The sequence below is a fragment of the Chryseobacterium daecheongense genome (assembly GCF_003729955.1).
Lineage (GTDB): Bacteria > Bacteroidota > Bacteroidia > Flavobacteriales > Weeksellaceae > Chryseobacterium > Chryseobacterium daecheongense.
This window is the reverse complement of record NZ_RJTX01000001.1, coordinates 1,224,366-1,250,955: the sequence shown is the minus strand read 5'-3', so window position 1 is coordinate 1,250,955 and position 26,590 is coordinate 1,224,366. Positions and strand designations below refer to the sequence as shown.

Genomic DNA, 26,590 nt, shown 5'->3' with positions numbered 1-26,590 from the left:
GCCATGAGTGAAAGAATATCGCGAGAAGAACTCGTAAAAATATACAATATAGAAGTCACTTTCTTTGATGATCTGGTAGATTTTGGCCTGCTGAATGTACAAACCGAAAATGATATCCTTTATATAAGCTATGAAGATCTGCCGGCTTTTGAAAGGTTTACCAATTGGCATTATGACCTTGAAATTAATCTGCCCGGCCTGGAAGTGATCCATGATATGCTTCAAAAAATGGAAGACCTGAAAAAAAAGAATCATGAGCTGATAAAGAAACTTTCTGCAATAAGTGATAAGTATGAAGATATTTAGTTTAGCTTTGTAGACTTTTAAAGCAATATTAAATAAGAATGAGTGAAGAAAAGGTAATCAGATTAAAGCCGGATAGGAAAAATTTTGAAGATATTTATTTCAACGGTGACCAGGGAAGTTTATTTTTCTCGCCCACTACAAAAGGAAAAACCATTACAACTATAGTCGTTGGCGCTCTATTATTGATCGCTCTTTTATTAAAAGATCAGTTAGGAAAAGAAAATGTGGGTGTCCTTTACTTTTTGAGCTTTTTATTTCTGCTTTGTACCGTTTTTCTTTCAGTAAGTATCAATAATGTTTCCAGATGGAAAAAAGGAGTTGAAGGATATTTAAAATCACTTGAAAAGTGCAATCTATATGAAATAAGCTTCAATCATGAATTTTTCAATATAAAAATTGATCAACAGGAAGAATATAATCTTTGGAAAGACTTTACAGCAGCAGATATTAATGATACTTATATTTCATTAGACGGAAAGCACAGCTATATGTTTCCAAGAAAAGCAATGAGCGATAAAGATTATAATTTGCTTAAACAAACAATACAAGAAAATATTGATCAGTAATAAAAAAATCAGAGCAATTTGCTCTGATTTTCTATTTTATTTTTAGTCTAGCCAACCCATTTCTTTCATCCATTCATCATTGTAAACTTTCGCTACATATCTTGAACCATGATCGTGAAGCAATACTACAATCACATCATCTTTGGTAAACTGATCTTTCATCTGAACCAAAGAAGCAATAGCACTTCCCGCAGAATATCCGCAGAAAATCCCTTCTTCTTTCGCTAATTTTCTTGCGTAGATCGCTCCGTCTTTATCGGTAACCTTTTCAAAATGATCAATAACAGACATGTCATAGTTTTCGGGAATGATGTCTTCACCAATTCCTTCCGTAATGTAGGTATACGCATGATCATAATGAAGTTCACCCGTTTCATGGAATTCTTTTAGAATAGAACCGTACGTGTCTACACCAATTACTTTGATATTAGGATTTTTCTCCTTAAAGAACATTCCGCATCCTGTAATAGTACCTCCTGTTCCTGCTCCCACTACGAAATGAGTCAGCTTCCCATCGGTTTGTTCCCAGATTTCAGGAGCTGTAGACTCGTAGTGAGCCGTTCTGTTTGATAAATTATCATATTGGTTAACATACCATCCATTTTCAGTTTCTTTTGCCAGTCTTTTGGAAACGGAGTAATATGAACGGGGATCTGTAGGTTTTACATCTGTAGGACATACAATCACTTCAGCACCTACGGCACGAAGAATATCACATTTTTCTTTTGATTGTTTAGAGTTGGTTACAAAAATACATTTATAACCTTTGATGATCGCTGCAAGAGCCAATCCCATTCCTGTATTCCCTGAAGTTCCTTCAATAATGGTTCCTCCAGGTTTTAATCTGCCATCTTTTTCAGCATCTTCGATCATTTTAAGAGCCATTCTGTCCTTCACGGAGTTTCCGGGATTGAAGGTCTCTACTTTAGCTAAAACTAATGCCGGAAAATCATCCCCTAAAACTTTGTTAAGCTTTACCAACGGTGTATTTCCTATAGTTTCAAGAATATTTTTTGCGTATTTCATATGGTTTTTATATGCGGTGCAAAGATACAGCTTTAAAATTAGAATTAAAAAGTCAATGGTGGATAGTCAATAGTCAATTAATGTGAATAGAGAAAAATTCATCATTAACTATTTGCCCATTCGCATTAATTATATTTAATCGCTTTCACCGGAGAAATCTTACTGATCAGATAGCTCGGAATAATCAAGGCCAATGCAGAAATGATCAGAATCCCGGCAGAAATAGAAATAATGGCCACCGGATTTAAATCGACCGGAACGGTACTTACATAATAATTTTCAGGATTCAGCTTAATGATACCGAAGAATTTCTGTAGCAAAATCAATCCAAGTCCGATAATGTTTCCATATAAAAGCCCGGGAATCATAATGATCAGGGTGTAATTAATGAATGTTGCCCTGATCTGTGAATTGCTCGCTCCCAACGTTTTAAGCAACCCTATGGAATTAGTTCTTTCAATAATAAGAATAAGAAGAACCATGATGATATTGATGATCACTACAATCAGCATGATGATGATGATCAATGCGATATTCGTGTCAAAAATACTGATCCAGTCGGTGATCTGAGGGAATTTTTCAGTGGCTTTTTCAGCGTAATTTTTGTATCCGATTAATTTTTCGATTTCAGGAAAATCACGGTCGATATCATTGACGTTTTTCAGGAAAATATCAATTCCACCCACTTCATCAGGTTTCATATCCTGAATTTTTCTGACATGATTGATTCCGCCGATTACAAACTGATCATCGATCATTTTAATGTCTGTTCGATAAATTCCAACTACTTCAAATTTTCTGTAAATAGGCTTTTGATCTGCTTTTGAAAATACGGTGACAATACTGTCTTTTACCTTTAAATGCAAATCATTGGCAATTTTCTGCGAAATAGTAACCCCGTGATTATATCCCACTTCTGTTACTGTAGGAGTTTTTCCGGCAATTAGAAATTTTTTGAACCTTGCGCTGTCAAAATCTTTTCCGATTCCTTTGAAGATAATCCCGGCAAAATTATGCTCATTACGCATAATCCCTGTAGTCATAGCATATTTCTGGATACTTGCCACGTCAGGTAGCTCTTTTATTTTCTGAATGTTTAAACCCTGGTTATCTAGAACTGAAGTGTTGTAAGAAGAGTTGGATCTCGTAGATTTTACGGTAATATGACCGCTGAAATCTGCTAATCTTTCCTTAATTGCTTTCTTTGAACCGAAACCTGTGGAAACAGTAATCAGTGAAACAATGATCCCTAAAGCAACAGAAAGTCTGCCGATGAAGATGATAACCCTTGAAAGGTTATTTTTGTTATCTTTGGAAAATGCTATTTTTCTAGAGAAATATAAAGGAAATTTCAAGCTTATGAATTTAGATTTCAAAATTAAAAATTTACTTTTTATTTGCCTAATTTTTTTAGGAGTATTCAATCAATATTATTCTCAGACTCAATATAAAGACTGTTATAAGGCCGGTGCAGACCGTCCTGAATTGTATCTGCCTTTGCTGAAGGATAAAACCATCGGAATTGTAACCAATCAAACAGGATTGATGAGTGACAAAACTCATCTTGTGGATTTTCTGGTTAAAAATAATGTCAAAGTAAAGTCCATTTTCGCCCCGGAACATGGGTTCAGAGGCAATGCTGATGCCGGTGAAACAGTGAAGAATGGAGTGGATGCTAAAACGGGAATTCCTATTGTTTCCCTGTATGGAAATAATAAAAAACCTACTCCGGAACAACTGAAAGGGCTTGATATTGTTGTTTTTGATATTCAGGATGTAGGAGTAAGATTCTATACTTATATTTCTACATTAACGTATTTAATGGAAGCAGGAGCTGAAAATGGCGTGGAGATCATGATTTTGGATCGTCCGAATCCCCATGACGGTTATACAGACGGTCCCGTTTTGAAGAAAAAATGGACCAGCTTCGTTGGAATGCATGAGGTTCCGGTAGTATATGGGTTAACGATAGGAGAATACGGAAAAATGGTGAATGGAGAAAAATGGCTAAAAAATGGTGTACAGGCTAAATACACACTCATTCCCATGTTGAATTATCATAAAAAACAACGGTATCCGATTTTAGATAAGCCTTCACCTAATTTACCTAACGATAAATCAATTAACCTATATCCGAGTCTTTGTTTTTTTGAAGGAACCCAGGTTTCTGCAGGAAGAGGAACAGATATTCCGTTTCAGGTGTATGGTTCGCCATGGACTAAAGATTTACCTTATCAATTTACACCAAAACCGAATTTCGGAGCAAAAGACCCATTCTTAAATGGGAAACTGTGCTATGGGGAAAACCTGTCCAGCTACCCGGTGGATTTACGAGAACTTAACCTTGAATGGGTGATAAAAGCCTATAAAAACTATAAAAACCCAAACCAGGATTTCTTCCTGAAGAACTTATGGTTTGATACATTAGCCGGAACAGATGAATTGAGAAAACAGATCATTGCCGGACAATCTATTACAGATATCAAAGCATCCTGGAAATCTGACTTAGACAATTTTGAAAAAATTAGAACAAAATATGTTGTGTATGAAAACTAAGGCTGTGAATGGGGAATAGTGAATTTGGTTACGCCATTTAATGGATGAAAATTCACAAGCATAAGCAAATTCACTATTGACAATTCACTTATGTATCAGTCAAAATTCTGAGGCGGATTATTATCGTTTTTCCCTTTGTTTAGGATTAAAAGCCCAATAGATAAACCAACCACGCCTGCAAAAGCGGTCAATAAGGCTCTTTGCAATTTGTCAGGAAGATCATTACCAATATAATTCATTAAGAACAGAATGATAAAAGTAATGATCGAGATAATGATATGGTTTTTGCCAAATAATTTCATATTTATTTTAATTTATAAGAAATCATTACACCTCCTCTATAGGGAAGAATTTCTCCACTTTTGTTATAGCCTTTTGCATTGTCATAACGTTCACCTGTTGTACGGTCATATCCTTTGTAAAAGTCCTGAGATGTTCCTACAGTAGCATACACATCCATATTCCAATGGTCCGATAATTTGAATTGATACCCTGCCGTAACACCCAGTAAAATAGAATAGCCTTTTTGATAAAGATTGGATGAAATGAAAGTCTCATTATTATCATTGATAAAAGTTCCGGCTCCCCAATAATTCCATTTTTGTAAATTAAAATAAGCCACAGAGACATTAGCGCCTAAATACCAATGACTGAAGGCTTCTTTAAAATAATAACGGCCTTCAGCTGAAAGAGAGTAATACTGCATTTCATGGCCTGCAAACGATTTCCAGGGCGAAATAAGGATATCTCCTTGTAATGTATATTTTTTGCTCAATTGCTTTTCTAATCCTACATTGACTACACCTATCGGAGCAAGGAGAGCATTTCCTTTTATATATAAGCTCTTTTCTTCTTCCTGTGCTTTTAAGTTTCCTAATAAAAATAAAATAAAAAAAGGTGTGAGAAATTTATACTTCAGCATATATTATTTAATTTGTTGTAATAGTTTTTCCGAAAGACTAGCATCTTTGTTGGCTTGTAAAGCTAATTTTTTGGACATTTCGGCATAAGTTTTTGCCATTTCCATGTTTCCTGTAAGAAAATAAAGTCTGGCCAGAATATAAGTATTTTCAGAAGTTTCTCCTCTCATAACTGATTTTTCAGCCCACTCAACCGCTTTTTTTAGGGAAGTAGATGTTTTTACATGATCTGAAAATATCCACGCTGCTTTTAATAAATCATTAGAATCAAAAGAATCTGAGTTTTTATAATATTCTAAGGCTGTTTTTTCATATTCAGAAAAGTTGGCATTCTGTTCATAGAAACTGAGCTTGGTCTGGTTCAATCTTGTTTTAGCATCGTATTCACCAATCAGAGGTATTGCTTTTTCCAGGAAATAAGCATCATTGATCTTCTTATTCTTTTGATCAATAGATTCATCCATAATCTTTGACAACTTTAATTGGTCATCAAATTGCTTATAGGTATCTTCAGGTAAAAATTTAATGATTTCTGCCTTTCTGGAAATGAATATCTTATAATTGGGATCTTCTACAGACTTTAAGAAAAATAATAAATATCCGATATCATCTTTAGAAAGTTCATCGGTTTTTTTCTTGTTTTCAAAATATCTTTCAGAAGCTTTTTTAGCAAATTCAAAGTCAGAAGTAGAAGTCAGTTTCATTACATTGATTAGGAACTCAGGGTCTTTTTCTCCTTGTGCAAAGCGTTCTTTCAGTGAACCTTTTTTATTGTTAGGTGCATTGACGTCTTGTGCCATGGAAAGGAAAAGACTTTCTTCCATATACCCGTAATTTTGGGAAACCAGTTCACCATCACCATTCAGAAAAAGATAGGTAGGATAGGAACGTACACCATATTTGACTGCAATATCTCTTCCTTCGCCTTTTTCCATGTCGAATCCGGCATTCACAAAATTTGTATTAAAATAATCTCCGACAGATTTTTGGGTGAAAACATTCTTCTCCATCATTTTACAAGGACCACACCAGGAAGCATAAGCATCTATAAATACTATTTTCTTCTCTTTCTTGGCCTTAGCGATAAGATCTTTGAAAGGTAAATCCTGGAATTGGATGGCTTCTTGAGCAAATAAAACTACAGATAAGAAAACAAATAATCCGGAGACAATCTTCTTCATTTTTATTAAATTTCTAAGCGAAGATAATTATTTTGTTTTTATGGAAATAATAAAATGCCTTTATATGTTTATCTTTTAATTATAAAGTTTGTTAAAATAAATAATTACTAATTTAAATTTAAATAAGGAATTATAGATTGATGTTGAAAAGGATGAATAATTTAAAGGAAATTATCTTGATAGAGAATTTTTATGTTCTTTGCCCCATTCTTCCAATTGTTCCAAAATAGGAATTAGTCTTCTTCCAATATCCGTCAGTTCATATTCTACTTTGGGAGGAATTTCTGCATAGACTTTTTTTATAATTAGCTTTTCCTGTTCCATCTTTTTCAACTGAAGAATGAGCATTCTTTCTGTAACCCCATGGATCATGTTTTTAAGTTCAGAAAATCTAAGAGTTCTTTGTTTAAGATGGTAGCAGATAGAGAGAATCCATCGTCCGCTGATGAGATTAATAGCATAAATATCGGGACATTGCTGTTCCATTATTTTCCTGTTTTCGTTATTCGTTGATGATTCTTTAATACCCATACTTACTTTTTTGTTTGTTTCGCACAATTCGTTGTTTTGTTTGTTTTTATAAGCGGAGCAATATAAATTTACAGCATATAGCAAATGTAATATAAGATTATGGATTTTAACAGAGTAGATAAAGGTTTAAAGATCAGTATAGAAAAAGTTTTAGATTCATTGGAAATTGATGAACATATATTTCTAAATAATCCTGAAATCATTCAACAGGAAAAAATAGATTTTTTCAAGAATAATCCAATGAAAATCCCCAATTCATTGCACGTAAAAGATCTTTGGATCCCCAGTTCTTATGATGATTATAAGATCAGATTGCATATTTATCAGCCTGACAATTTTGATAAAAATAGGGTGATCATTTATTTTCATGGAGGAGGATATGTTTTCGGCCTTCCTGAACAGGTGGAGAACCAGATGGTTGAAATTTCACAAGATCTGAAAGCGACAATCATATCTGTTGATTATAGGTTAGTTCCTGAATATCCTTTTCCGATTCCAATACTTGATGGCTTTGATGCTTTGCAATGGACAATAGAACATGGAGAGAAAGAACTCGGGATCGATGCATCTGATATAGCTGTATTTGGAGCGAGTGCGGGAGGACATTTGGCCGCAGCAATTACACAAATGGCATATGATCACAATATTAAAAACATCAGACACCAGTTCTTATTATATCCGGTTATCCATAATAAATTGAATACCCCTTCCATGCAAGAGTTCACAGATTCACCTTTATGGAATAAAAAACTTGCGGATATTGCATGGCTTCATTTTTTAGGTAAGGAGAGAATAGGAGAGAGTATTACATATGCTGATCTGACTAATTATGCAAATTTCTCCAAGTTGCCTAAAACAACCATCGTAGCTTGTGAGTTGGATCCTCTCCGGGATGAAAATATAGAATTTTCACAGCTTTTATACCAGGCAGGAGTAAAAACCGAATTATGGATAATTCCGGGAGCACTACATGTATTTGATTTGTTTGATTGTTCAATAACTGATGAATACAATGAGTTTTTCAGAAAACGGATATTTCAATATGATGTTTAACCGTATTTGAATTTATTCCATAAAAAAACCACCTTACATAAGGTGGTTTGTGGTTTCTCCAGGAATCGAACCAGGGACACATGGATTTTCAATCCATTGCTCTACCAACTGAGCTAAGAAACCATTTTGGTTTACTTCATTGTTTTTGAAGTGGTGCAAAAGTAGTAATAATTATTATACCCTGCAAGTTTTATTTTAATAAAAAACCACCTGTTTAAGGTGGTTTGTGGTTTCTCCAGGAATCGAACCAGGGACACATGGATTTTCAATCCATTGCTCTACCAACTGAGCTAAGAAACCTCCTTTGTTTTAAAGTGTTGCAAAATTAGTAACTTTTCGCATATGAAGCAAGTATTAACAGATCTTTTTTCTAAACCAAGTAAAAACTTACTGATTTTCAGCCGGATTATTTTCCTGTTCCTTCCTGATCTGGTCACTCATTTCCTCTAAAACAGGCTTAATCGTACTTTCCGGAAGGTCGCTGATGCGGATATACATCAATCCGTCTATCGCATCATTAAAGTTAGGATCCACATTGAACGCGATTACTTTTGCATTTTGCTTGATATATTTTTTAATCAGAACAGGCAGTCGCAGTTCCGGTTCCAGGTCATCAATAATTTTATCCAGCTTATTAAGGTCGGATTCCATTTCATCGAAGAACAAATTCTTGTCACGGTCTCTGAGCTTTACTTTATATTCATTTTTTGGCGTGATATATTGAGCTACTGCAGAATCATAATAATTGGAACGCATGAATTCAATCATCAATGATTTGGAGAATTCCGAAAATTTATTTGAAATACTTACACCTCCCATTAAGAATTTATGATCAGGGTTTCTCAGGCATACATGAACGATTCCTCTCCATAAAAGGAAAAGTGGTAACGGTTTTTGCTGATATTCCTGGCAAATATAAGCACGCCCCATTTCAATGACCTTTTTGAAGAAAGGATGGATGTCTTGTTCAAACTCAAACAGAGAACTGGTGTAGAATCCTTTAATACCATATTTTTTCATGACCTCTTTTCCTAAGGCCATTCTGTATGCTCCCACCAATCTTTCTTCTGCATTGTCCCAAAGAAAAAGATGATGATAATGCTTATCATATTCATCAAGGTCAAAAGGGAGATTACTTCCTTCACCTACGGCACGGAACGTCAATTCTCTTTGTCTCCCGATTTCCCTCATAATAGAAGGAATCTCTTCATAAGCGGTAAAGTAAACTTCATAATTTCCGTTACTGAAGAACATTTTATCAGTGCCTTTCAGCTTATTGATATCTTTAAGAATGTCTTCTTTCGGGGTTTCATCAATAATATTCTGAACAATATTTTCCTCCTTTAGCAAAGGAAATTTAATGGACAGGTTTTGAAGATTAATACTTTGGGCAAGGGATTTTCTTTTTTCATAGTAAGATTTCATCATATACACCTTACGTTTTAAGAATTCACCCAATTCCTCAACGGTTTCCATATCATCCATCGCTTTTACGGCGATAGGTCTTCCGATTCTGATACGGATTGGCTTTTCCCTTTCATTCATCATCTCTGCGGGAAGCATCAATGTCTGTAAATTAGGATGAAGCTTAGCCACCTGGTAAAATAAGCGACTGTTTTTGGCATGGAAATACATTGGAACCACTGGCACTTTTGCCATTTTGATCAGCTTAAGAGCCGGTTTTTCCCATTCTTTATCTAAAATTTCCCCGTACGGATTGTTTTTATTGGAAACTTCACCCGCCGGAAAAATACCTACACAGCCTCCGTTCTGTAAATGTTTCAGGGTTTCGCGCATTCCGGAAGAGCTGCTGTAAGCATCTTTTCTGTTCTCAAAAGGGTTTACGGAAATTACGTAGGGTTCCATAGGCTTGATCTTTTCCAGAAGGAAATTACCCATTACTTTGAAATCCGGACGTACTTCCGATAATATTTTACACATTAATATTCCATCAATCGCACCAAGCGGATGATTGGAAACTAGAATGAAAGGTCCTGTTTTTGGGATTTTGGCTAAGTCTTCCTCAAAAGCGATATAACTTAGGTTTCTTTCTCTCACAAATGAGTCGAAAAAGTCTTTGCCTTCCTTGTCTTTAAGCTTATCATACAGCTTATTTACTTCATTAATCTTGGCAATGCTCATCACGGCAGAAGCTATGGGATTCTTTAGGAAACCGATTTTGCCCAAGCCGGAAGCTTTGATCAGATCATTTTTCGAAATCAAACTCATGTGTGTTTAGTCGCTATTAGTTTTATTGTGTTACCATTTGAAGGGTATTTTTTGAAATCTGCTCCAATAATACACTTTTTTGTTGGTAAAACTTATCAATTTTATCCATTTTCGCGTTCCTTACTGTAAATAAAGATACGTTTTTCACCACTTCAGTTTTGAATATTTTCTGAAGCTCTTCATTAAGTTCATCTATAGTATTGAATTTATCTTCCAAACATAAAGCTAGGGAAATTGCAGAATTCTGCATCAAAGAAACTTTGATTTTATACTTTGATAAATACCCGAAAATTAAACTCATATGATCTTCCGCAATGAAAGAGAAGTCTCTGGTAGAGATTTTCAATAAAGTTTGATTTTCTTTTAAAATATAGGATTCTTCGCTTTGATTTTTATCTGAAGCACCCACTTTTGTTCCTTCTTTAGTAGGATCTACAAAAGATTTTACATAAAAAGGAATATTTTTTTGCTGTAATGGCTGTAATGTTTTCGGGTGAATAACACTCGCTCCGTAATACGCCATCTCAATCGCTTCTTCATAGGAAATATTGGAAAGAAGCGTAACATCATTGAATTTTCTCGGGTCACCAGTCATTACGCCCGGAACATCCTTCCAGATCGTCATGGCATCAGCATTTAAGCAATAAGCAAAGATAGCCGCAGAGTAATCGGATCCTTCTCTTCCTAAAGTTACTGTGAAGTTGTTATCATCTGAACCGATAAAACCTTGTGTTACATAACAGATTTCAGGATTCAGCGTGGAAATGAATTCTTCTGTTTTTGACCAGTCTACCACTCCTTCTCTGTAAGAGTTATCTGTTTTCACATAGTCTCTTGCATCCAGCCATTGATTGGTAAACTGTATTTCATTCAGGTATTCGCTTACAATCTTAGTGGAGATCATTTCTCCACAGCTTACCACCTGATCATATACGAAGTTATAATTAGGAGATTTGTTTCTTCTTAAAAAAGAGTCGATATCATCGAAAAATACATTGATCTCCGCAAAGACAGGATGATCTTCAGGGAATAAGCCTTCTGCAATTTCAATGTGTTTCTGTTTTATATTTTCAATTTCAGTTTGATAGTTATCCTTCTTGAAATAAAGCTCTACCACTTTTTCCAATTCATTAGTTGTTTTTCCCATGGCTGAAATAACCAGCAAACATTTAGAAAAACCCTGGCTTTCTAAAACCATTGATACATTTTTTACACCTTCGGCATCTTTCACGGATGCACCACCAAACTTGAAAATTTTCATTAAATTGTTAAAAATAAAATTGTTAGATAATAAAACATAGGGGAATTTTATGGGAGTCAAAATTATAAATTTACATTGAGATATGAAAATAGCAATGTTACAATGGAAATAACCCATTGAATTAGGTTCGGAAAAACCGGAATTTATCGGAATTTCATCACCTTAGTGTAGAAATTTGGTCATATAACAAAGACACAAAATTGAAAATGACTTAAGAAATGGGTTTTGTATCTTGTTGAAAAACAGTTAGTAAGGTAATTTGTGAGAATTTCTTTTTAAATCATATAAATTTTACGAAATTTGGGAAAACATAAAAAGAATAATATGTCAGATCAATCATTACAGACTTTAGGAGAATTTATTATTGACAAGCAAGATGATTTTCAGTATTCAACAGGGGAGCTGTCCCGTCTTCTAAGTGCTATAAGGTTGGCTTCAAAAGTAGTAAACAGAGAAGTAAATAAGGCAGGAATTGCAGATATTACAGGTGTAGCAGGTAATCAAAATGTTCAGGGAGAAGAACAGCAGAAACTGGATGTTCTTGCCAATGATATTTTTATTACGGCTTTATCTCAAAGAGAAGTGGTTTGTGGAATTGCTTCTGAAGAGAACGATGATTTCATTGACATCAAATGTGGGGATAACGGACATTTGAGCAAATACGTCGTACTTATCGATCCATTGGATGGCTCTTCCAATATTGATGTGAATGTTTCCGTAGGAACTATTTTTTCAATTTACAGAAGGGTTTCAGAGCCGGGAACACCTGTTCAGTTAGAAGATTTCTTACAAAAAGGAATCAATCAGGTAGCTGCGGGATATGTGATCTACGGCTCATCTACAATGATCGTTTACACTACTGGAAATGGGGTGAACGGATTTACACTGGATCCGTCTCTTGGAACTTATTATCTTTCTCATCCGAATCTTAAATTTCCTAAAAACGGTAAGATCTATTCCATCAACGAAGGAAATTATATCAAATTCCCTCAGGGAGTTAAAAATTACCTTAAATATTGCCAGATGGAAGAAGGCGATCGTCCTTACACTTCAAGATATATCGGATCTTTGGTGGCTGATTTCCACAGGAATATGCTGAAAGGAGGTATTTATATCTATCCTTCTTATTCACAGGCGCCCAACGGTAAATTGAGATTATTATATGAATGTAACCCAATGGCTTTCTTGGCAGAACAGGCAGGCGGAAAAGCAACAGACGGATTCAGAAGAATTTTAGAAGTTGAGCCTACTGAGCTTCACCAAAGAATTCCCTTCTTCTGCGGAAGCACTGAAATGGTGGAAAAAGCAGAAGAATTTATGCGAATCGACAGCGTAAAATAATGACAGCAAAATATTTCAGATATTTATTACAATTCAAACGCCCGAGTGGAACATCTCGAGGCGTTTTGTATGAAAAAGAGACATTTATTCTTGAGATTTCAGCAAATGAAAATAAGGGAATAGGAGAGTGTGCGGTTTTTCGGGGATTAAGTTTTGATGACAGACGGGATTATGAAGAAAAACTGCAATGGCTTTGTGAAAATATTCATGAAGAAAGAGAGTTTCTACAAGAAGAGTTAAAAGAGTTTCCTTCGATTTGGTTCGGATATGAACAAGCTGTATTGAATTTGAAATATGGTGATCATCTTTACTTTCCAAGCGAATTTACAGAAGGCACATCTCCAATTATCATCAACGGTTTGATCTGGATGGGAGATATCGGATACATGGAAGAACAGATCCAGGATAAACTGAATAAGGGTTTTCATTGTATTAAATTGAAAATTGGAGTTGACTGGAAATCCGAACATGAGATTCTCCAAAAACTGAGAGCCAAATTCTCAAAAGAAAAGCTGGAGCTTCGTGTCGATGCGAATGGCGGATTTACTACAGATGAAGCAAAGATCGTTTTACAACAGCTTGCCGATCTGCAGATTCATTCCATCGAACAACCCATAAAAGCCGGAAACTGGAAGGATATGGCTGCATTATGCTCAAAAACTCCAACTCCGATTGCTCTGGACGAAGAATTGATCGGAATCATTGAGCTGGCTGATAAGAAAAAGCTTTTGGAGGCTATATCTCCTCAATATATTATTTTAAAACCTTCACTTGTAGGAGGTTTCGCGGGTTCGGATGAATGGATTTCTCTTGCCGAAAAGCAGGAAATAGGATGGTGGATCACTTCCGCATTAGAAAGTAATATAGGACTGAATGCTATTGCTCAGTATACCTATACCAAGGACAACAAAATGCCTCAAGGTTTAGGTACAGGAGGTCTTTTTACTAATAACTTTGACAGTCAATTAGTTTTACAAGGTGAAGAACTTTTTTTCTTAAATAGTATTTTTAGGATCGAATAGGTTGTTAGTTTTTTTGTTTGTACTTACTTTCACTCTGTGTAATTAAATTAAATCACGTCTTTTACGAAAATAGTTTTCTTAATATATGTCAATATATGAGAAAACGTTTTTTTTACTTTTTCCATGATAAAAAATTTAGTATTTCCCTATGTGAAGACTTACAATCTTTATGCCATTTTGCATTATTAATTTTAACTTTAACACACATCTTCATTAATTAAATTTTAATTAATAATTCGTTAGGAAATAATTGTGAATATGTTTTCGTTGTTTTTTAATCGGTTGGTTATCAGGTTTCTGTCTATTCCGTTCAGGTTTTGAAAAATATCTCTTTGAACCTGTGAGCTGGATAAATATCCCCAATGATTTCCTACATCAAATTTCAAGGTGTTTAACAGATCATCTTCAATAAAGGTACAGTCAATAATAGAAACAATATCTTTAAAATGATCAATATTACTTGGGCCGTTCTTTCCAAGCCGCGGAGTGAGAATGTTCTTAGTGAACTGCGATATTCCTAAAATGGCATCCTTTCTGTTGAGATAAATGGAAACCCTGTTAGACAGCAATGGAAGCTTATTAAAAGAGTCTTCAGAATCTTCAAAGACTTTATAAGAAACATCAGCATTCAACAATAAAACCTGGTCGATTACCCGTACTATATTTTCCCGCTTAAGGCTGTACAACATACTTTGAAGCACTCTGTTTCCCATAGAGTGGGCTATGATATGAATTCTCTGATTACATGGAGTAAGAACCTTGTTGGAAAAAATATCCTTCAAAAATTGAGTATAGAAATAAAACAATCTCATTAAAGAATTTCCGGAATTGATACTTGCTGCCTTATCATCAAAATAAGTTAATGGAACAATGCTGCTTGAAGCCGGCCAGCTTACAAACAAAATATGCTCAATCGGAGATTCGGGATTATCAATGAATAATTTTTTAAGATCAATGATCGCTTTTAATTCATCATCGAAATCATACGCATACCCATGAATAAATATTAAAACATCACTTCTCAGTTTGGTGGAAGACATGTTTTTGTATAATTCATAAAATAACCTTTGGGTTCCGCCTAAATTATTAGCTGTCAGATTGGATTTTTTATTGCCTTTTTCGCTCAGTAAAACCTCCAAAACTTCTTCATAACCTTGTTTTTCAGGCTCTGAAAAAAGTTTATAGTTTAAAATATTTCGGTTGGTGTAATCTTTTTTCTTTTGGGCTTGAGCGGTTGGTTCCTTATAACCGTCAAAATCACACTTTGCGATCCTGAAATTAGGAATGGAGTATTCATCATTGGAAAATGAATCTACTTTTTCGCCTTTATGGCGAACGATTTTCCTATTGCTGAGTATATAAACAGCCATGTTTGTCGGTTTAAGGTCAGTTAGTTTTAGTTGGGCGAAATTTCGGAAAAAATATTGAATAATAAACCATTGAACCTTAAAATTATCACTTTCGTAAACCCTAAATTTTCCATAACTTTGTGAAACTTTTTTTGCATAAAATAAAGCGAACGTAATGGAAGAAGAAAAAAAATCACTCAATTTTATTGAGCAAATTATTGAAGATGACTTGGCAAACGGTTTGAATAAAGATCAGATCCGTTTCCGTTTTCCACCTGAACCCAATGGTTATCTGCATGTAGGGCATACTAAAGCCATCTGCATCAACTTCGGTTTGGGTGAAAAATACAATGCCCCTGTAAACCTTCGTTTCGACGATACGAACCCTGAAAAAGAAGAGCAGGAGTTCGTAGATTCTATCAAGAAAGACGTTGAATGGTTGGGTTTCAAGTGGGATAAAGAATTGTATGCATCCGACTACTTCCAGCAGCTTTATGAATGGGCCGTTCAAATGATCAAAGAAGGAAAAGCTTACGTAGATGAGCAACCGTCCGAAGTGATCACGGAACAAAGAAAGAATCCTACAGAACCGGGAATAGAATCTCCATACAGAAACCGTCCTGTTGAAGAATCATTAGATTTATTCGAAAGGATGAAAAATGGGGAATTTGAGGAAGGCTCAATGTCTCTTCGTGCCAAAATCGATATGCTTTCTCCTAATATGAATATGCGTGACCCTGTGATGTACAGGATTTTAAAAAGACCACATCATAGAACGGGAACAGCATGGAAAATTTATCCGATGTATGACTGGGCTCACGGAGAATCAGATTATCTGGAGCAAGTATCTCATTCATTATGCTCTTTGGAGTTTGAAAACCACAGGCCGCTGTATAATTGGTATTTGGAACAAGTTTACGATGAAAATAAGGTAGCACCAAAGCAAAGAGAATTTGCAAGGATGAATGTTTCCTATATGATCACTTCCAAAAGAAAACTGCAAAGACTTGTGGCTGAAAAGGTGGTGACCGGTTGGGATGATCCAAGAATGCCTACGATTTCAGGAATGAGAAGAAGAGGTTTCACTCCGACTTCTATCAGGAATTTTATTGAAAAAGTGGGCGTTGCCAAAAGAGAAAACCTTATTGAGCTTCAGCTGCTTGAATTCTGCGTACGTGAAGACTTGAATAAAGTCGCAAAACGTGTTATGACAGTAGTGGATCCTGTCAAATTAGTGATTGAGAACTATCCTGAAGGTAAGGAAGAATGGGTGGAAACCGAAAATAATCCTGAGCAGGAAAATGCGGGAACAAGAGAAATTCCGTTCTCCAGAGAATTATATATTGAACGTGAAGACTTCAAAGAAGAAGCGAACAATAAATTTTTCAGATTAAAATTAGGCGGTGAAGTCCGTTTAAAATCTGCTTACATCATCAAAGCAGAAAGAGTAGAGAAGGATGAGAATGGTGAAATTACAACCATTTATGCAACATATGATGAGAAAAGTAAGTCAGGAAGCGGAACAGAAGAAAGCTTAAGAAAAGTAAAAGGAACGCTGCACTGGGTGTCTGCTAAACATGCCTTGCCTGTAGAAGTGAGAATTATTGATAAGTTATTCACGGTAGAACAACCTGATGCAGAAAAGGATGTGGACTTCTTAAACTTCATCAATCCGGAATCAATGACTATTGTTCAAGGATTTGCTGAGCCTAGTTTAAAAGATGTGGCAGTTGGGGAACCTCTTCAGTTCCAGAGAATCGGGTATTTTACGAAAGATCAGGATTCTACGGATACCAATTTGGTATTCAATCGTACAGTAACGTTAAAAGACTCTTATAAGCCGGAGTAAAATCTATTTATATTAATATATAATAAAGGACAGGGCTTATTTATAGGCCCTGTTTTTTTCTTCAGTAAGGATAAAACACACCAAAATCAAATAATATTAAAACTAAACATTAAAAATTGTGAAACTATTACATATATATGCAAGTTCATTTAAAGGACTTTCTCAGGAAAGTTGGATGTTGGCACTGGTAATGCTCATCAACCGTTCCGGGTCTATGGTACTTCCGTTTTTAGGAGTATATATGACGGCCCATTTGCATTTCAGCATTGAGAATTCAGGAATTATTCTGAGCTTTTTCGGAATAGGATCCGTAATCGGTTCCTGGTTAGGAGGTATGATTACTGACCGTATTGGAGAGTATCGTGTACAAAGTCTGAGCTTACTGTTGAGTGTACCGCTATTTTGTTTGATTCCGCTTTTTACGACAGAAGCGGGACTGGCGGGCATTATTCTGGCGCAAAGTATTGTAAGTGAGTCTTTTCGTCCTGCCAACTCCGTGGCCATCACCAAATATGCAAAGCCTGAAAACATTACCAGAGCTTTTTCATTAAACCGTATGGCCATCAATTTAGGATTTTCAATCGGGCCTGCGTTAGGCGGTATTTTGTCTGCTATCTCGTATGAGTTTTTATTTTACAGCAATGCTTTAGGAGCTTTGTTGGCGGGCTTATTATATATCTGGTTCTTTGGAAAACGAAATAAGCTGGCAGTAGCCAAAGCAAAAAAAGTAAAAGAAGCTAAATTGGTTACCAAAGAAAGTTCACCTTATCGGGACCATAAGTTTTTGATCTATTGTGTCTTTTGTATGCTGTTTTCGATATGCTTTTTCCAGCTATTCAGTACATTGACGATATTTTATAAGGACACCGCACACCTGAGTCAGCAAAATATTGGATATATATTGGCCTACAGCGGTTTTCTGATCGTATTGCTGGAAATGTCCTTGGTACAGATAGCGGAGAAATATTTTACCCTGGCTTTTACTATGCTCATCGGAACTTTTTTATGTGGTTTTTCGTACGCTATGTTAGGCTTTGATTACAGCATAATTACCTTGGTGATTTCCATGACTTTATTATGTATCGGAGAGATTTGGACCTTACCTTTTATGTCTACGATTACAGCTTTGCGATCAGGGAAAAATAATAAAGGAGCTTATATGGGACTTAACGGGATCTCATTTTCTATTGCATTCATCATTACTCCTTATCTAGGAACCATGATTGCGGATAAGCTTGGATTTGAGGTTTTATGGATCGGGACAGGAGCTTTGTCGGTTCTTATTGCAGGGGCCTTTTACTTTATTATTCCGTGGATGCTGAAAGATAAAGAAGAAGCTAGAAGCTGAATGTAAAAAAGAAGTTACGGATGTCAATGTTCGTAACTTTTTTTTCAAATGAATCTTGTCTAAACTCATAGAATCGGTAGCATAATTTTCACTAACTTTTGGTCTCTAATTCTAACTTCTACTCATGCAGAAAGTTTCTTCCTTGTTTTTAATCCTTTGTAGTGCGTTTTTCTTTTCCCAGGAAAAAGATTCCGCGACCTTGATTTCGGAAGTTAGAATTGATGCGTATAAAAAGCCGGTACCTTTTATGGCCTCCACAAAGTCGGTTTCTGTAGTTTCAGAAAATCTTCTGAATCAGAATACTCCGGAAAGAATGCTGGAATCCTTCAATCAGATTGCGGGTGCCAGAATGGAAGAACGTTCTCCGGGAAGCTACAGGATTTCTCTGAGGGGAAGTACGTTGAGGTCACCTTTTGGAGTGAGAAATATTAAAGTGTACTTGGATGATTTTATTTTGTCTGATGCTTCAGGAAATACCTATTTCAACATAATTTCTCCCGAACTTATAGATAGAATGGAGATTTATAAAGGCCCTGAAAGTGGAGATTATGGAGCTGTGACAGGTGGAACTGTTCTTCTTCAGACCAAAAAATCAGATCAGCTGTCTGCAAATCTTAGTGTGGGAAGCTATGGAGCTTTTAATCAAAATTTTAACCTTTCAAAACAAGCAGGGAAGCATTTTTTTGAGATTTTTCAGAATTATTACAGGACAGATTCTTACAGAGAACAATCTGCCGTTGAAAGAAAACAAGTTTTCATAAAAGACAGGTTTCAGTACTCAGAAAAAGGGTTGATTCATGCCATGTTATTACTTTCTGATCTTAATTATGAAACTCCGGGTGGATTAACCTTGCAGCAAATGCAAATGAACAGGAAGCAGGCAAGACCGGCAACAGCGACACTTCCGGGGGCCCAGGAACAGGATGCAGGAATCCGTAATAAAATGGTTTTTGCAGGAATTTCCCATGAGTACGCTCTTAATCCGGCTATTTCTCATTTTATTTTGATTCAGGGTTCTTATGTGGATTTTGAAAACCCTTTTATCACCAATTATGAAAACCGATTTGAAAAGAATTTTGCTGTAAGAACGCATGTTAATTATGAAAAAAGCTGGAATGCTATTACAGCAGCCTGGAGATTGGGTTTTGAAGGTGGAATTAATCATATTCTGATCAAAAACTACGATAATAATAAGGGTTTTGAAGGGAGTCCACAGAATTTTGACCAGCTTACCTACAGATCCGGCTTTTACTTTCTATCACAAAAATTGAATTTCAATGACAAGTTATTTACAGATATCTCTTTAAGCTTGAATTCCAATGTGTATCAATGGGAAAGAATGTATCCATCATCGGATGAGGGCAAAGTTGCTTTTAAAAATCAATGGCTTCCCAATTTCGGAATCACTTATCTTTTGGGAAAAGGATTTTCAGTAAGAGGAAAAATAGGAAAAGGAAATTCAGCTCCTACCAATGAAGAAATACGCTCTTCCAATCAGGAATTCAATCTGAGTCTTCGCCCGGAATATGGATGGAATAAAGAAGTAGGGATCAGAAAACAGTTTAGAAATACCATTTTTATAGAAGGAAGCTATTTTGACTTCCGGATGAAAGATGCTATTGTCAGAAGACAGAATGAAAAGGGGCAGGAGTATTTTGTGAATCAGGGAAATACGGTGCAGAAAGGTGTTGAGGTGCTTCTGGAATCGAAAAAGTTTAATTTGCATAACGAATTGTTCAGCTATTTTAAATTTAGATTTTCAGGAAGCTTTTACGATTTTAAGTTTAAAAATTATAGACAGAATACGGAAGATTTTTCCGGAAATGATCTTACAGGTGTTCCCGCTACAAGTATAAGCAGTTTATTGAATTTCATCTTCTTTCGAAAGCTGTCCGTTGATTATTCTCATTTCTATACCTCAAAAATGCCTTTGAATGATGCTAATTCTGTTTGGTCTGAAGCCAGCTTTGTGGGAAATATTCAATTCAGTGTTCCTATAGAAATGGAGAAAACCAAACTGAACCTATACCTGCAAATTCAAAATCTTTATAACACGGAATATGTATTAGGGTTTGATATCAATGCTTTTGGCAACCGCTTCTACAATCCGGCCGCTAAAAGAAATTTTATAATTGGGATGAAAGTGGATTTTTAAAATCATTTAGAAAGTATACTTCCTATAATCATCTCGGCATGAACCCTAGAGTTTTCAATAAACCAAAGGTGAGTATCTTTCCCTCCGCAAACCACTCCCGCAAGATATAAATGGGGAATATTGGTCTCCATAGTTTCGGGATGGTAGAAAGGATTCAGGCCTTCTCCCTGTAATTCAATCCCTGAATTCCTTAAAAAATCAAAATCTGGAAGATAGCCTGTCATCGCCAGAACAAAATCATTTTCAATTTCATGTGTTTGCCCGTCTTTGTCTCTGAAAATAACTGAATTCTCTTTAATTTCAATGATTTCAGCATTAAAGTGCGCTTTGATACTTCCTTCCGCAATCCTGTTTTCAATATCAGGTTTTACCCAATATTTTACACTTTCGGAAATTCCCGAATCACGAATGATCATCGTTACTTCCGCTCCTTTTCTATAGGTTTCCAAGGCTGCATCCACTGCAGAGTTACTGGAACCTATTACTACAACTTTCTGTTTAGCGTAAGGATATGGTTCCGTATAATAATGTTGTACTTTCGGTAGGTTTTCTCCCGGAATATTCATCATATTCGGGATATCATAAAAGCCGGTGGAAATAATTACATTGTTGGCCAGGTATGTTGATTTTGATGTTTCAATTTCAAAGACTTCATTATTCTTTGATACTTTCAAAACCTTTTCATACAAGTGAATGTTGATGTTTTTCTGTCTTGCAATACCCTGATAATACTCTAAAGCTTCCTGTCTTCCTGGTTTCGGAGCAGCCGAAATGAATGGAATTTCATCTATTTCCAGTTTTTCAGCCGTAGAGAAAAATCTCATGTAGAGAGGATAATGATATAATGAATTAACGATGGTTCCTTTTTCTACAATTAAATAAGTAAGATTGTTTTTTTGAGCTTCCAGTGCACAATTTAACCCAATAGGTCCGCCTCCGATAATAAGAATATCCAGAATTTCCATGTTACAAATGTAATCAAAAGCTTACATCAGATTTATATTTTATAAGAAAACTTATCTCTGAATATTTATGGCATTAGTTTTGGTAGTTTCCCCTCCAAGTAATACACAAATGAAAAAAATATTTATAGTTCTGCTTGCACTTACTGTTTTTGCATGCAAAAAAGCATCTAATCAACCTGTTGATGATCAAAAAGATTCTGTACCTCAAACTAAAGTTGACCTCAAAGACTCCACAGCAATTCTAATTAATAAAGTGGAAATTCTGAAAAAGACCAATGATGAGATTTTACAGGCTTTAAAAAACAAAGATTATAAGAGGTTTGCCGAACACGTACATCCTGAAAAAGGAGTGCGGTTTTCCATGTATGCTTTTGTTGATCCAAGAGGAGACAAGCATTTTTCAAAAACGGATTTTGAAAAATATTATCCTACAAAAACTATTTTCACATGGGGAACATTAGACGGATCAGGCGATCCTTATAAAGCAACCATTCAAGAATTTCTCAGTAAATGGGTATTTTCAAAAGATTTTACAGGTTCACTATTTTCTTATAACGAAATTCAGGGAAGTGGAAATTCATTAAATAATATAAAGGAACAATATCCTAAGAGCGATTTTACCGAAAATTTCATCAACGGGACCGAAAAATATGGCGAAATGGATTGGAAAGCGCTTCGTTTTGTCTTTGAAGAATTCCGGGGGAAATATTACCTGATTGCTGTAATTAATGATCAATGGACAGTTTGATCCAAAATTTCAGCTAATTGTTGGGTTAGGTTTTTTCTTGAAAATTGCTCAATATTTTGAGTGTTTTTAAGAGTATTGCCGTTTTTCCAAAGCTCAAATTTTTCCAGAATAAAACTTTTGATTGATTCGGAATCTGAATAGCTAAAATGCTTTCCTGCCTTTGTCTGTTCCAATATCTTGGAAACATCTGCCTGATCAGGACCGAATGAAAGGATCTGTTTTCCGGTAGCCAGATATTCAAATATTTTTCCGGGAATAATTCCTTTGGAAGAGGCATTGGGGAAATTGGTGATCAGCAATAAGTCTGAGCTTTGCATTTCTTCAATGGCCTTATCATGGGAGAGATACCCTAAATTGAGAACATGTTTTTTTAAGGCAGAATTTTCAATAGAATTCAGGATTTTGTCATCAATTCTTCCTGCAAATTTTAAAGTGAAGCTGTCTGCAAAATCCGGATTTGTTTTTACCAGTTCATCAAGAACTTTCCAAAGATTCTCAGGATTTCTGAGCTGTTCTAAAACGCCTATATAACTTAGAGTGAAAGTTTGAGTGTTTGAGTGTTTGAGCGTGTGAGTCTCGTTTTGGTGATCTGCAATTTCATGATTTTGCAATTTTGCAGTTTCCCCTGAATCGCTTTCATCAAAACCATTGGTGATACAAATGGCATTGGCTCCTGCTTTACGGAAGTTTTCTGCATCAGTATAGCTGGTTGCCAGAGTAATATCTGCATTTCTGAAGACCTCACTTTCCAGCTGTCTGTGCTTTTTATCAGAGCTTTTAGTGAGTTTTAAATGTTGATAGTATGAGATTTCAGTCCATGGATCACGAAAATCCGCAATCCATTTTAGGGTGGGCATTTTCTTTTTAAGCTGTAATCCGATGAGGTGCAGGGAATGAGGTGGACCAGAAGTTACTATGATATCTATTTTGTGTTCTTTCAGATATTGTTCTAAAAATTTGACAGAAGGTTTTACCCAGAAAACTCTTGCATCAGGAATGAAAAAATTTCCTCTCACCCAGATAGAAAGCTTGGACTTCCAGCTTTGGTTTTTACCAACATCAAATTGTCCGGCCTTGAACTTTTTATTGCTTTTATTAAGCTTTTCGGCAAGCTGATAGGGCTCCCAGATTTTTGTTTTTACAATATGAATATTTTCAGGAACGTCTTTCATCAAGCTCTCGTCCAGCAAAGGGTAACTTGGATTTTCCGGGGTATAAATAATGGGTTTCCAACCGAAGTCCGGAAGATATTTAGCAAATTTCAACCATCGCTGTACACCGGGTCCTCCTGCAGGAGGCCAGTAATAGGTGATGATTAATATTTTTTTCTGTTCCATTGATATGAATACTGCTCGTCATTCTGAACGAAGTGAAGAATGACAGACATACACTAAGCCGGTTCTGTGTGTTGTTGCTCTTTCTTTTTGTTCTTATTCATCCAGAAGATACCCAAAGCACTTAGAACAATAAATAATCCGAAGCAAAGCAAAGAAATCCATTTACCTTTTTCAATCACTTCCGGCTCAAATACCATTCTGATGTTGTGAGTTCCTGCCGGAACATGTACTGCACGAAGCAAATAATCTGCTTTGATGTAGGGAACCTCTTTTTCATCCACAAACATTTTCCAGCCATGAGGATAATAAATCTCAGAGAATACAGCTAACTGAGGCGTTTTGGATTGAGATTTAAACTCTAGTTCGTTCGGCTGATATCTCGTTAAATTGATATAAGCTGTAGAATCCGCCTGAACAGGTTTATTATTGAAATAGGCTTTATCTGAAGCAGCAATCACTGCCGTTTTCTTACTATTGATCACTCCGATTGCTTTGATCTCTTCATTAGGCGTGTTCACGAATTGTAAATCACTTACAAGCCATGCATTTCCGTTGGCTCTTGGATTAGGAACCGCCTGAGGTTGTTCAGGACCACCTGCCACCCAATATTTGGCATTAAGAAGGTTAAGGATATTAGGAACTTTTACAGAATCCATTACCTGGAAATATTCATTGATCACATCGTCATATCTTCTCAGTTTTACAGCGTGATATCCTCCAATCGATGATTTAAAGTAGGATGTATTCGTCTCGCTGAATGTTCCTAAAATATTATTGAAAATTCTATAATGGGTTTTATCTTTTTCTGCGATAGTTTCCAATGTTTTATTCACCTGAACGTTGGCTAAAATAGATTCCAAATTCGGATTTCCGGCTACTTTTTCAGCTAAAAGATCAGAACTTTCTGTTTGGAAAGGATTTTCCGCAAAAATTTTATCTACATAGTTGTCATCATTCAGATACCGCTTGTTTACCGTCCAAAGATCAAATAAGCTTACTGCTCCAATGATGATTAAAGCAACATTCTGACTTAATTTCTGTTTCAAGGCAAAGAATAAAGCTGCAGCCGTGATGGCTACATAAATGAATGCTTTGATGGCATCAATTTTAAACAGTTTGTACCTTTCATCCACAAGGAAATCCAATAGGAAAGGAGGGAAGTAGGTCTTTTCATTAGCTGTTGCGAAACCTAATAAAGATTTTCCGAAAAGTAAAAGAATTAATAATAATCCCAATGTTCCGCCACTCACGTAAAGAAGGACCTTCTTTTTATATTCTTCTGTTAGTTTTTCATCCGTGAAGAATCTGTATAATCCGATAATGGCAATTAGCGGGAATAATAATTCAACCACCACTAAAATAGAAGATGGTGCTCTGAATTTATTATAGAATGGTACAAAATCAATAAAGAAGTCGGATAAAGGCATGAAGTTACTTCCCCAGGCCAATAATATGGTTAAAATAGATGCTCCCAATACCCAATAACGGTATTTTTTCCACCCGAAAAAGAATCCTAAAACAGCCAGAAAACAGACAATAGCACCCTGATAAGCAGGCCCGGAAGTTCCCGGTTGGTCACCCCAATAGGTCACTCCGCTGAATCCTTTGGAAATCCTATCCATTTCAGCTTGCGAAGAAACATTTTCCTGCACAAGCTCCTGAACTCTGTTCATGATCTCTTTAGCTTCAGGTTCCTGGCTTCCGCCACCCATTAATCTTGGAATGAAAAGGTTTAAGGTTTCAAGCTGGCCATAGCTCCACATTAGCATACTCTCCTTATCCATTCCCGATTTTCCGGATGTATGGCTTTCATTATTCAGAATTTGTTTTCCACGAACCGTCTCTTTTACATACTCGGAATTCGCCATAATTCTTTGAGAATTCATTCCGACACCAATAACACATGCTGCTGCAATAATTCCTGAAGAAATAAGGAAATGCTTCATTGGTATTTTCTTCTGAATGGCTCTAATAAGTTCAGATAAGAAAAGGAATCCTAAAGCGATGAACAGATAATAGGTCATCTGCGGATGGTTGGCTGCAATCTGAAGCCCCATGAACAGGGTTGTGACAATGAATCCCCAAATATAGCTTTTACGGATATAAACCAATACAATACCGGCTAAAAGCGGCGCGAAATACTCAATTGTATTCACTTTACCATTGTGTCCGGCAGCAATAATGATATAGAAATAGGTAGAGAGTCCGAAGAAAGTGGCTCCAAGTAGCGCATACTTCCAGTTTCTCACCGCTACCATCCCTAAAAAGAAAAATCCTGCAAAAAGTAAAAAAAGATAATTAACAGGTCTCGGAAGGAAATTCAAATAGCTGTCGATTTTTTTAATCACATCTCCCTTGAATTGGCTTCCCATCTGGTAAGTTGGCATTCCTCCGAACATGGAATCACTCCAATATGTTTCTTTTCCGGTATCTGCTCTGTAATCAAGAAGTTCTTTTGCACCTCCTCTGTACTGAACGATATCATGCTGAAAAAGCTGTTTCCCTGTGAAAACTGGTGTAGAGTACAAAAATGCTAAAACTATAAATACAACTAATGAAATTGCAATATAAATTACGTTTTTATTTTTTGCCATATTGGTTATTATCTTTTTTTGCCGGAATTTTTACCTTTTATCATTCTCCTTGATCTCTTCATAGTCCACTGTTTCTGCGTCCCATTTAAGATTCTGATTGTTGCTTTTCTTTGAGTTTTGTATATCCTGCTGCTTATTATTGTTATCAAATCTATAGCTGTAGAATGTCTTAAAGAAAATCCTTTTAAGAATATTCCAGACAAAGAAAATAATAATGGCTGCGAGTACGAGCTCAAAAATATACTTCATGATG

23 protein-coding genes and 2 tRNA genes are annotated in these 26,590 nt (G+C 35.8%); 10 read left to right on the top strand and 15 right to left on the bottom strand.

Going from position 1 to position 26,590, the window contains the following annotated elements:
- Positions 1-3: 3 nt before the first annotated feature.
- Together EGI05_RS05795 and EGI05_RS05790 are read left to right on the top strand one after the other, a co-directional pair.
- Complete coding sequence (locus EGI05_RS05795) at positions 4-306, top strand: chaperone modulator CbpM (protein ID WP_123262098.1); 303 nt, start codon at positions 4-6, stop codon at positions 304-306.
- A gap of 38 nt (positions 307-344) precedes the next feature.
- Positions 345-872 carry a hypothetical protein gene (locus EGI05_RS05790; protein ID WP_123262097.1) on the top strand — a complete coding sequence of 176 codons (528 nt, stop codon included), beginning with the start codon at positions 345-347 and terminating at the stop codon, positions 870-872.
- Between the two features lie 42 nt (positions 873-914).
- Here the strand turns inward: EGI05_RS05790 and EGI05_RS05785 are convergent, their stop codons facing one another.
- A complete protein-coding gene (locus EGI05_RS05785; RefSeq protein ID WP_123262096.1) occupies positions 915-1,898 on the bottom strand; it encodes a PLP-dependent cysteine synthase family protein in 984 nt (327 codons plus the stop codon).
- A 125-nt stretch (positions 1,899-2,023) separates the two neighbouring features.
- Positions 2,024-3,253 carry an ABC transporter permease gene (locus EGI05_RS05780; protein ID WP_123262095.1) on the bottom strand — a complete coding sequence of 410 codons (1,230 nt, stop codon included), beginning with the start codon at positions 3,251-3,253 and terminating at the stop codon, positions 2,024-2,026.
- Between the two features lie 4 nt (positions 3,254-3,257).
- Between EGI05_RS05780 and EGI05_RS05775 the strand changes: the two genes are divergently transcribed.
- Positions 3,258-4,454, top strand: a complete 1,197-nt coding sequence (locus tag EGI05_RS05775) for an exo-beta-N-acetylmuramidase NamZ family protein (RefSeq protein ID WP_123262582.1) — start codon at positions 3,258-3,260, stop codon at positions 4,452-4,454.
- Between the two features lie 95 nt (positions 4,455-4,549).
- Here EGI05_RS05775 and EGI05_RS05770 read toward each other — a convergent pair whose 3' ends face one another.
- From EGI05_RS05770 to EGI05_RS05755, 4 genes are all read right to left on the bottom strand, one after another.
- The gene (locus EGI05_RS05770) at positions 4,550-4,756 is read right to left on the bottom strand and encodes a hypothetical protein (protein WP_123262094.1); all 207 of its coding nucleotides are present in this window, start codon (positions 4,754-4,756) and stop codon (positions 4,550-4,552) included.
- Between the two features lie 2 nt (positions 4,757-4,758).
- Positions 4,759-5,376 (bottom strand): DUF3575 domain-containing protein, encoded by a 618-nt coding sequence (locus EGI05_RS05765; RefSeq protein WP_123262093.1) that lies wholly within the window; start codon positions 5,374-5,376, stop codon positions 4,759-4,761.
- A gap of 3 nt (positions 5,377-5,379) precedes the next feature.
- Positions 5,380-6,555: a thioredoxin family protein gene (locus EGI05_RS05760; RefSeq protein ID WP_123262092.1), complete on the bottom strand. Its 1,176-nt coding sequence runs from the start codon at positions 6,553-6,555 to the stop codon at positions 5,380-5,382.
- A gap of 171 nt (positions 6,556-6,726) precedes the next feature.
- Entirely contained in the window at positions 6,727-7,086 is a 360-nt protein-coding gene (locus tag EGI05_RS05755; protein WP_123262091.1) for a winged helix-turn-helix transcriptional regulator, read from the bottom strand.
- 99 nt (positions 7,087-7,185) lie between these two features.
- Between EGI05_RS05755 and EGI05_RS05750 the strand changes: the two genes are divergently transcribed.
- Positions 7,186-8,139, top strand: coding sequence for an alpha/beta hydrolase (locus EGI05_RS05750; RefSeq protein WP_123262090.1), 954 nt, complete (start codon positions 7,186-7,188; stop codon positions 8,137-8,139).
- A gap of 50 nt (positions 8,140-8,189) precedes the next feature.
- On the opposite strand, the gene EGI05_RS05745 is transcribed toward EGI05_RS05750, so the two are convergent.
- The 4 genes from EGI05_RS05745 to EGI05_RS05730 all read right to left on the bottom strand — a co-directional run bounded on the left by EGI05_RS05745 (position 8,190) and on the right by EGI05_RS05730 (position 11,629).
- Positions 8,190-8,262: transfer RNA gene (locus EGI05_RS05745), tRNA-Phe, on the bottom strand.
- A 104-nt stretch (positions 8,263-8,366) separates the two neighbouring features.
- A tRNA-Phe gene (locus EGI05_RS05740) sits at positions 8,367-8,439 on the bottom strand.
- A gap of 87 nt (positions 8,440-8,526) precedes the next feature.
- Positions 8,527-10,368, bottom strand: coding sequence for a lysophospholipid acyltransferase family protein (locus tag EGI05_RS05735; RefSeq protein ID WP_123262089.1), 1,842 nt, complete (start codon positions 10,366-10,368; stop codon positions 8,527-8,529).
- Between the two features lie 22 nt (positions 10,369-10,390).
- Positions 10,391-11,629, bottom strand: coding sequence for an aspartate kinase (locus tag EGI05_RS05730; protein ID WP_123262088.1), 1,239 nt, complete (start codon positions 11,627-11,629; stop codon positions 10,391-10,393).
- A 324-nt stretch (positions 11,630-11,953) separates the two neighbouring features.
- Here EGI05_RS05730 and fbp point away from each other — a divergent pair, with 324 nt between their 5' ends.
- Together fbp and EGI05_RS05720 are read left to right on the top strand one after the other, a co-directional pair.
- A complete protein-coding gene (gene fbp / locus EGI05_RS05725) occupies positions 11,954-12,970 on the top strand; it encodes a class 1 fructose-bisphosphatase (protein ID WP_123262087.1) in 1,017 nt (338 codons plus the stop codon).
- A complete protein-coding gene (locus tag EGI05_RS05720; RefSeq protein ID WP_123262086.1) occupies positions 12,970-13,992 on the top strand; it encodes an o-succinylbenzoate synthase in 1,023 nt (340 codons plus the stop codon). The genes fbp and EGI05_RS05720 overlap by 1 nt, the downstream gene beginning before the upstream one ends.
- Before the next feature lie 239 nt (positions 13,993-14,231).
- Here the strand turns inward: EGI05_RS05720 and EGI05_RS05715 are convergent, their stop codons facing one another.
- Positions 14,232-15,362, bottom strand: a complete 1,131-nt coding sequence (locus EGI05_RS05715; RefSeq protein ID WP_123262085.1) for an alpha/beta hydrolase — start codon at positions 15,360-15,362, stop codon at positions 14,232-14,234.
- 154 nt (positions 15,363-15,516) lie between these two features.
- Between EGI05_RS05715 and EGI05_RS05710 the strand changes: the two genes are divergently transcribed.
- The 3 genes from EGI05_RS05710 to EGI05_RS05700 all read left to right on the top strand — a co-directional run bounded on the left by EGI05_RS05710 (position 15,517) and on the right by EGI05_RS05700 (position 20,693).
- A complete protein-coding gene (locus tag EGI05_RS05710; protein ID WP_123262084.1) occupies positions 15,517-17,190 on the top strand; it encodes a glutamine--tRNA ligase/YqeY domain fusion protein in 1,674 nt (557 codons plus the stop codon).
- A 175-nt stretch (positions 17,191-17,365) separates the two neighbouring features.
- On the top strand, positions 17,366-18,538 hold the full coding sequence (locus tag EGI05_RS05705; protein WP_123262083.1) for an MFS transporter: 1,173 nt from the start codon (positions 17,366-17,368) through the stop codon (positions 18,536-18,538).
- A gap of 124 nt (positions 18,539-18,662) precedes the next feature.
- Entirely contained in the window at positions 18,663-20,693 is a 2,031-nt protein-coding gene (locus EGI05_RS05700; protein WP_123262082.1) for a TonB-dependent receptor, read from the top strand.
- A 2-nt stretch (positions 20,694-20,695) separates the two neighbouring features.
- Here EGI05_RS05700 and EGI05_RS05695 read toward each other — a convergent pair whose 3' ends face one another.
- Positions 20,696-21,658: a YpdA family putative bacillithiol disulfide reductase gene (locus EGI05_RS05695; protein ID WP_123262081.1), complete on the bottom strand. Its 963-nt coding sequence runs from the start codon at positions 21,656-21,658 to the stop codon at positions 20,696-20,698.
- Between the two features lie 109 nt (positions 21,659-21,767).
- Between EGI05_RS05695 and EGI05_RS05690 the strand changes: the two genes are divergently transcribed.
- Complete coding sequence (locus tag EGI05_RS05690; RefSeq protein ID WP_123262581.1) at positions 21,768-22,406, top strand: hypothetical protein; 639 nt, start codon at positions 21,768-21,770, stop codon at positions 22,404-22,406.
- Here EGI05_RS05690 and EGI05_RS05685 read toward each other — a convergent pair.
- The 3 genes from EGI05_RS05685 to EGI05_RS05675 are packed head-to-tail and all read right to left on the bottom strand — an operon-like array spanning position 22,391 to position 26,586.
- Entirely contained in the window at positions 22,391-23,743 is a 1,353-nt protein-coding gene (locus tag EGI05_RS05685; RefSeq protein ID WP_123262080.1) for a glycosyltransferase family protein, read from the bottom strand. The two genes, EGI05_RS05690 and EGI05_RS05685, sit on opposite strands and share 16 nt — an antisense overlap.
- 53 nt (positions 23,744-23,796) lie before the next feature.
- Positions 23,797-26,337: a YfhO family protein gene (locus tag EGI05_RS05680; RefSeq protein WP_123262079.1), complete on the bottom strand. Its 2,541-nt coding sequence runs from the start codon at positions 26,335-26,337 to the stop codon at positions 23,797-23,799.
- Between the two features lie 30 nt (positions 26,338-26,367).
- Positions 26,368-26,586, bottom strand: coding sequence for a hypothetical protein (locus EGI05_RS05675; protein ID WP_123262078.1), 219 nt, complete (start codon positions 26,584-26,586; stop codon positions 26,368-26,370).
- Between the last annotated feature and the right edge of the window lie 4 nt (positions 26,587-26,590).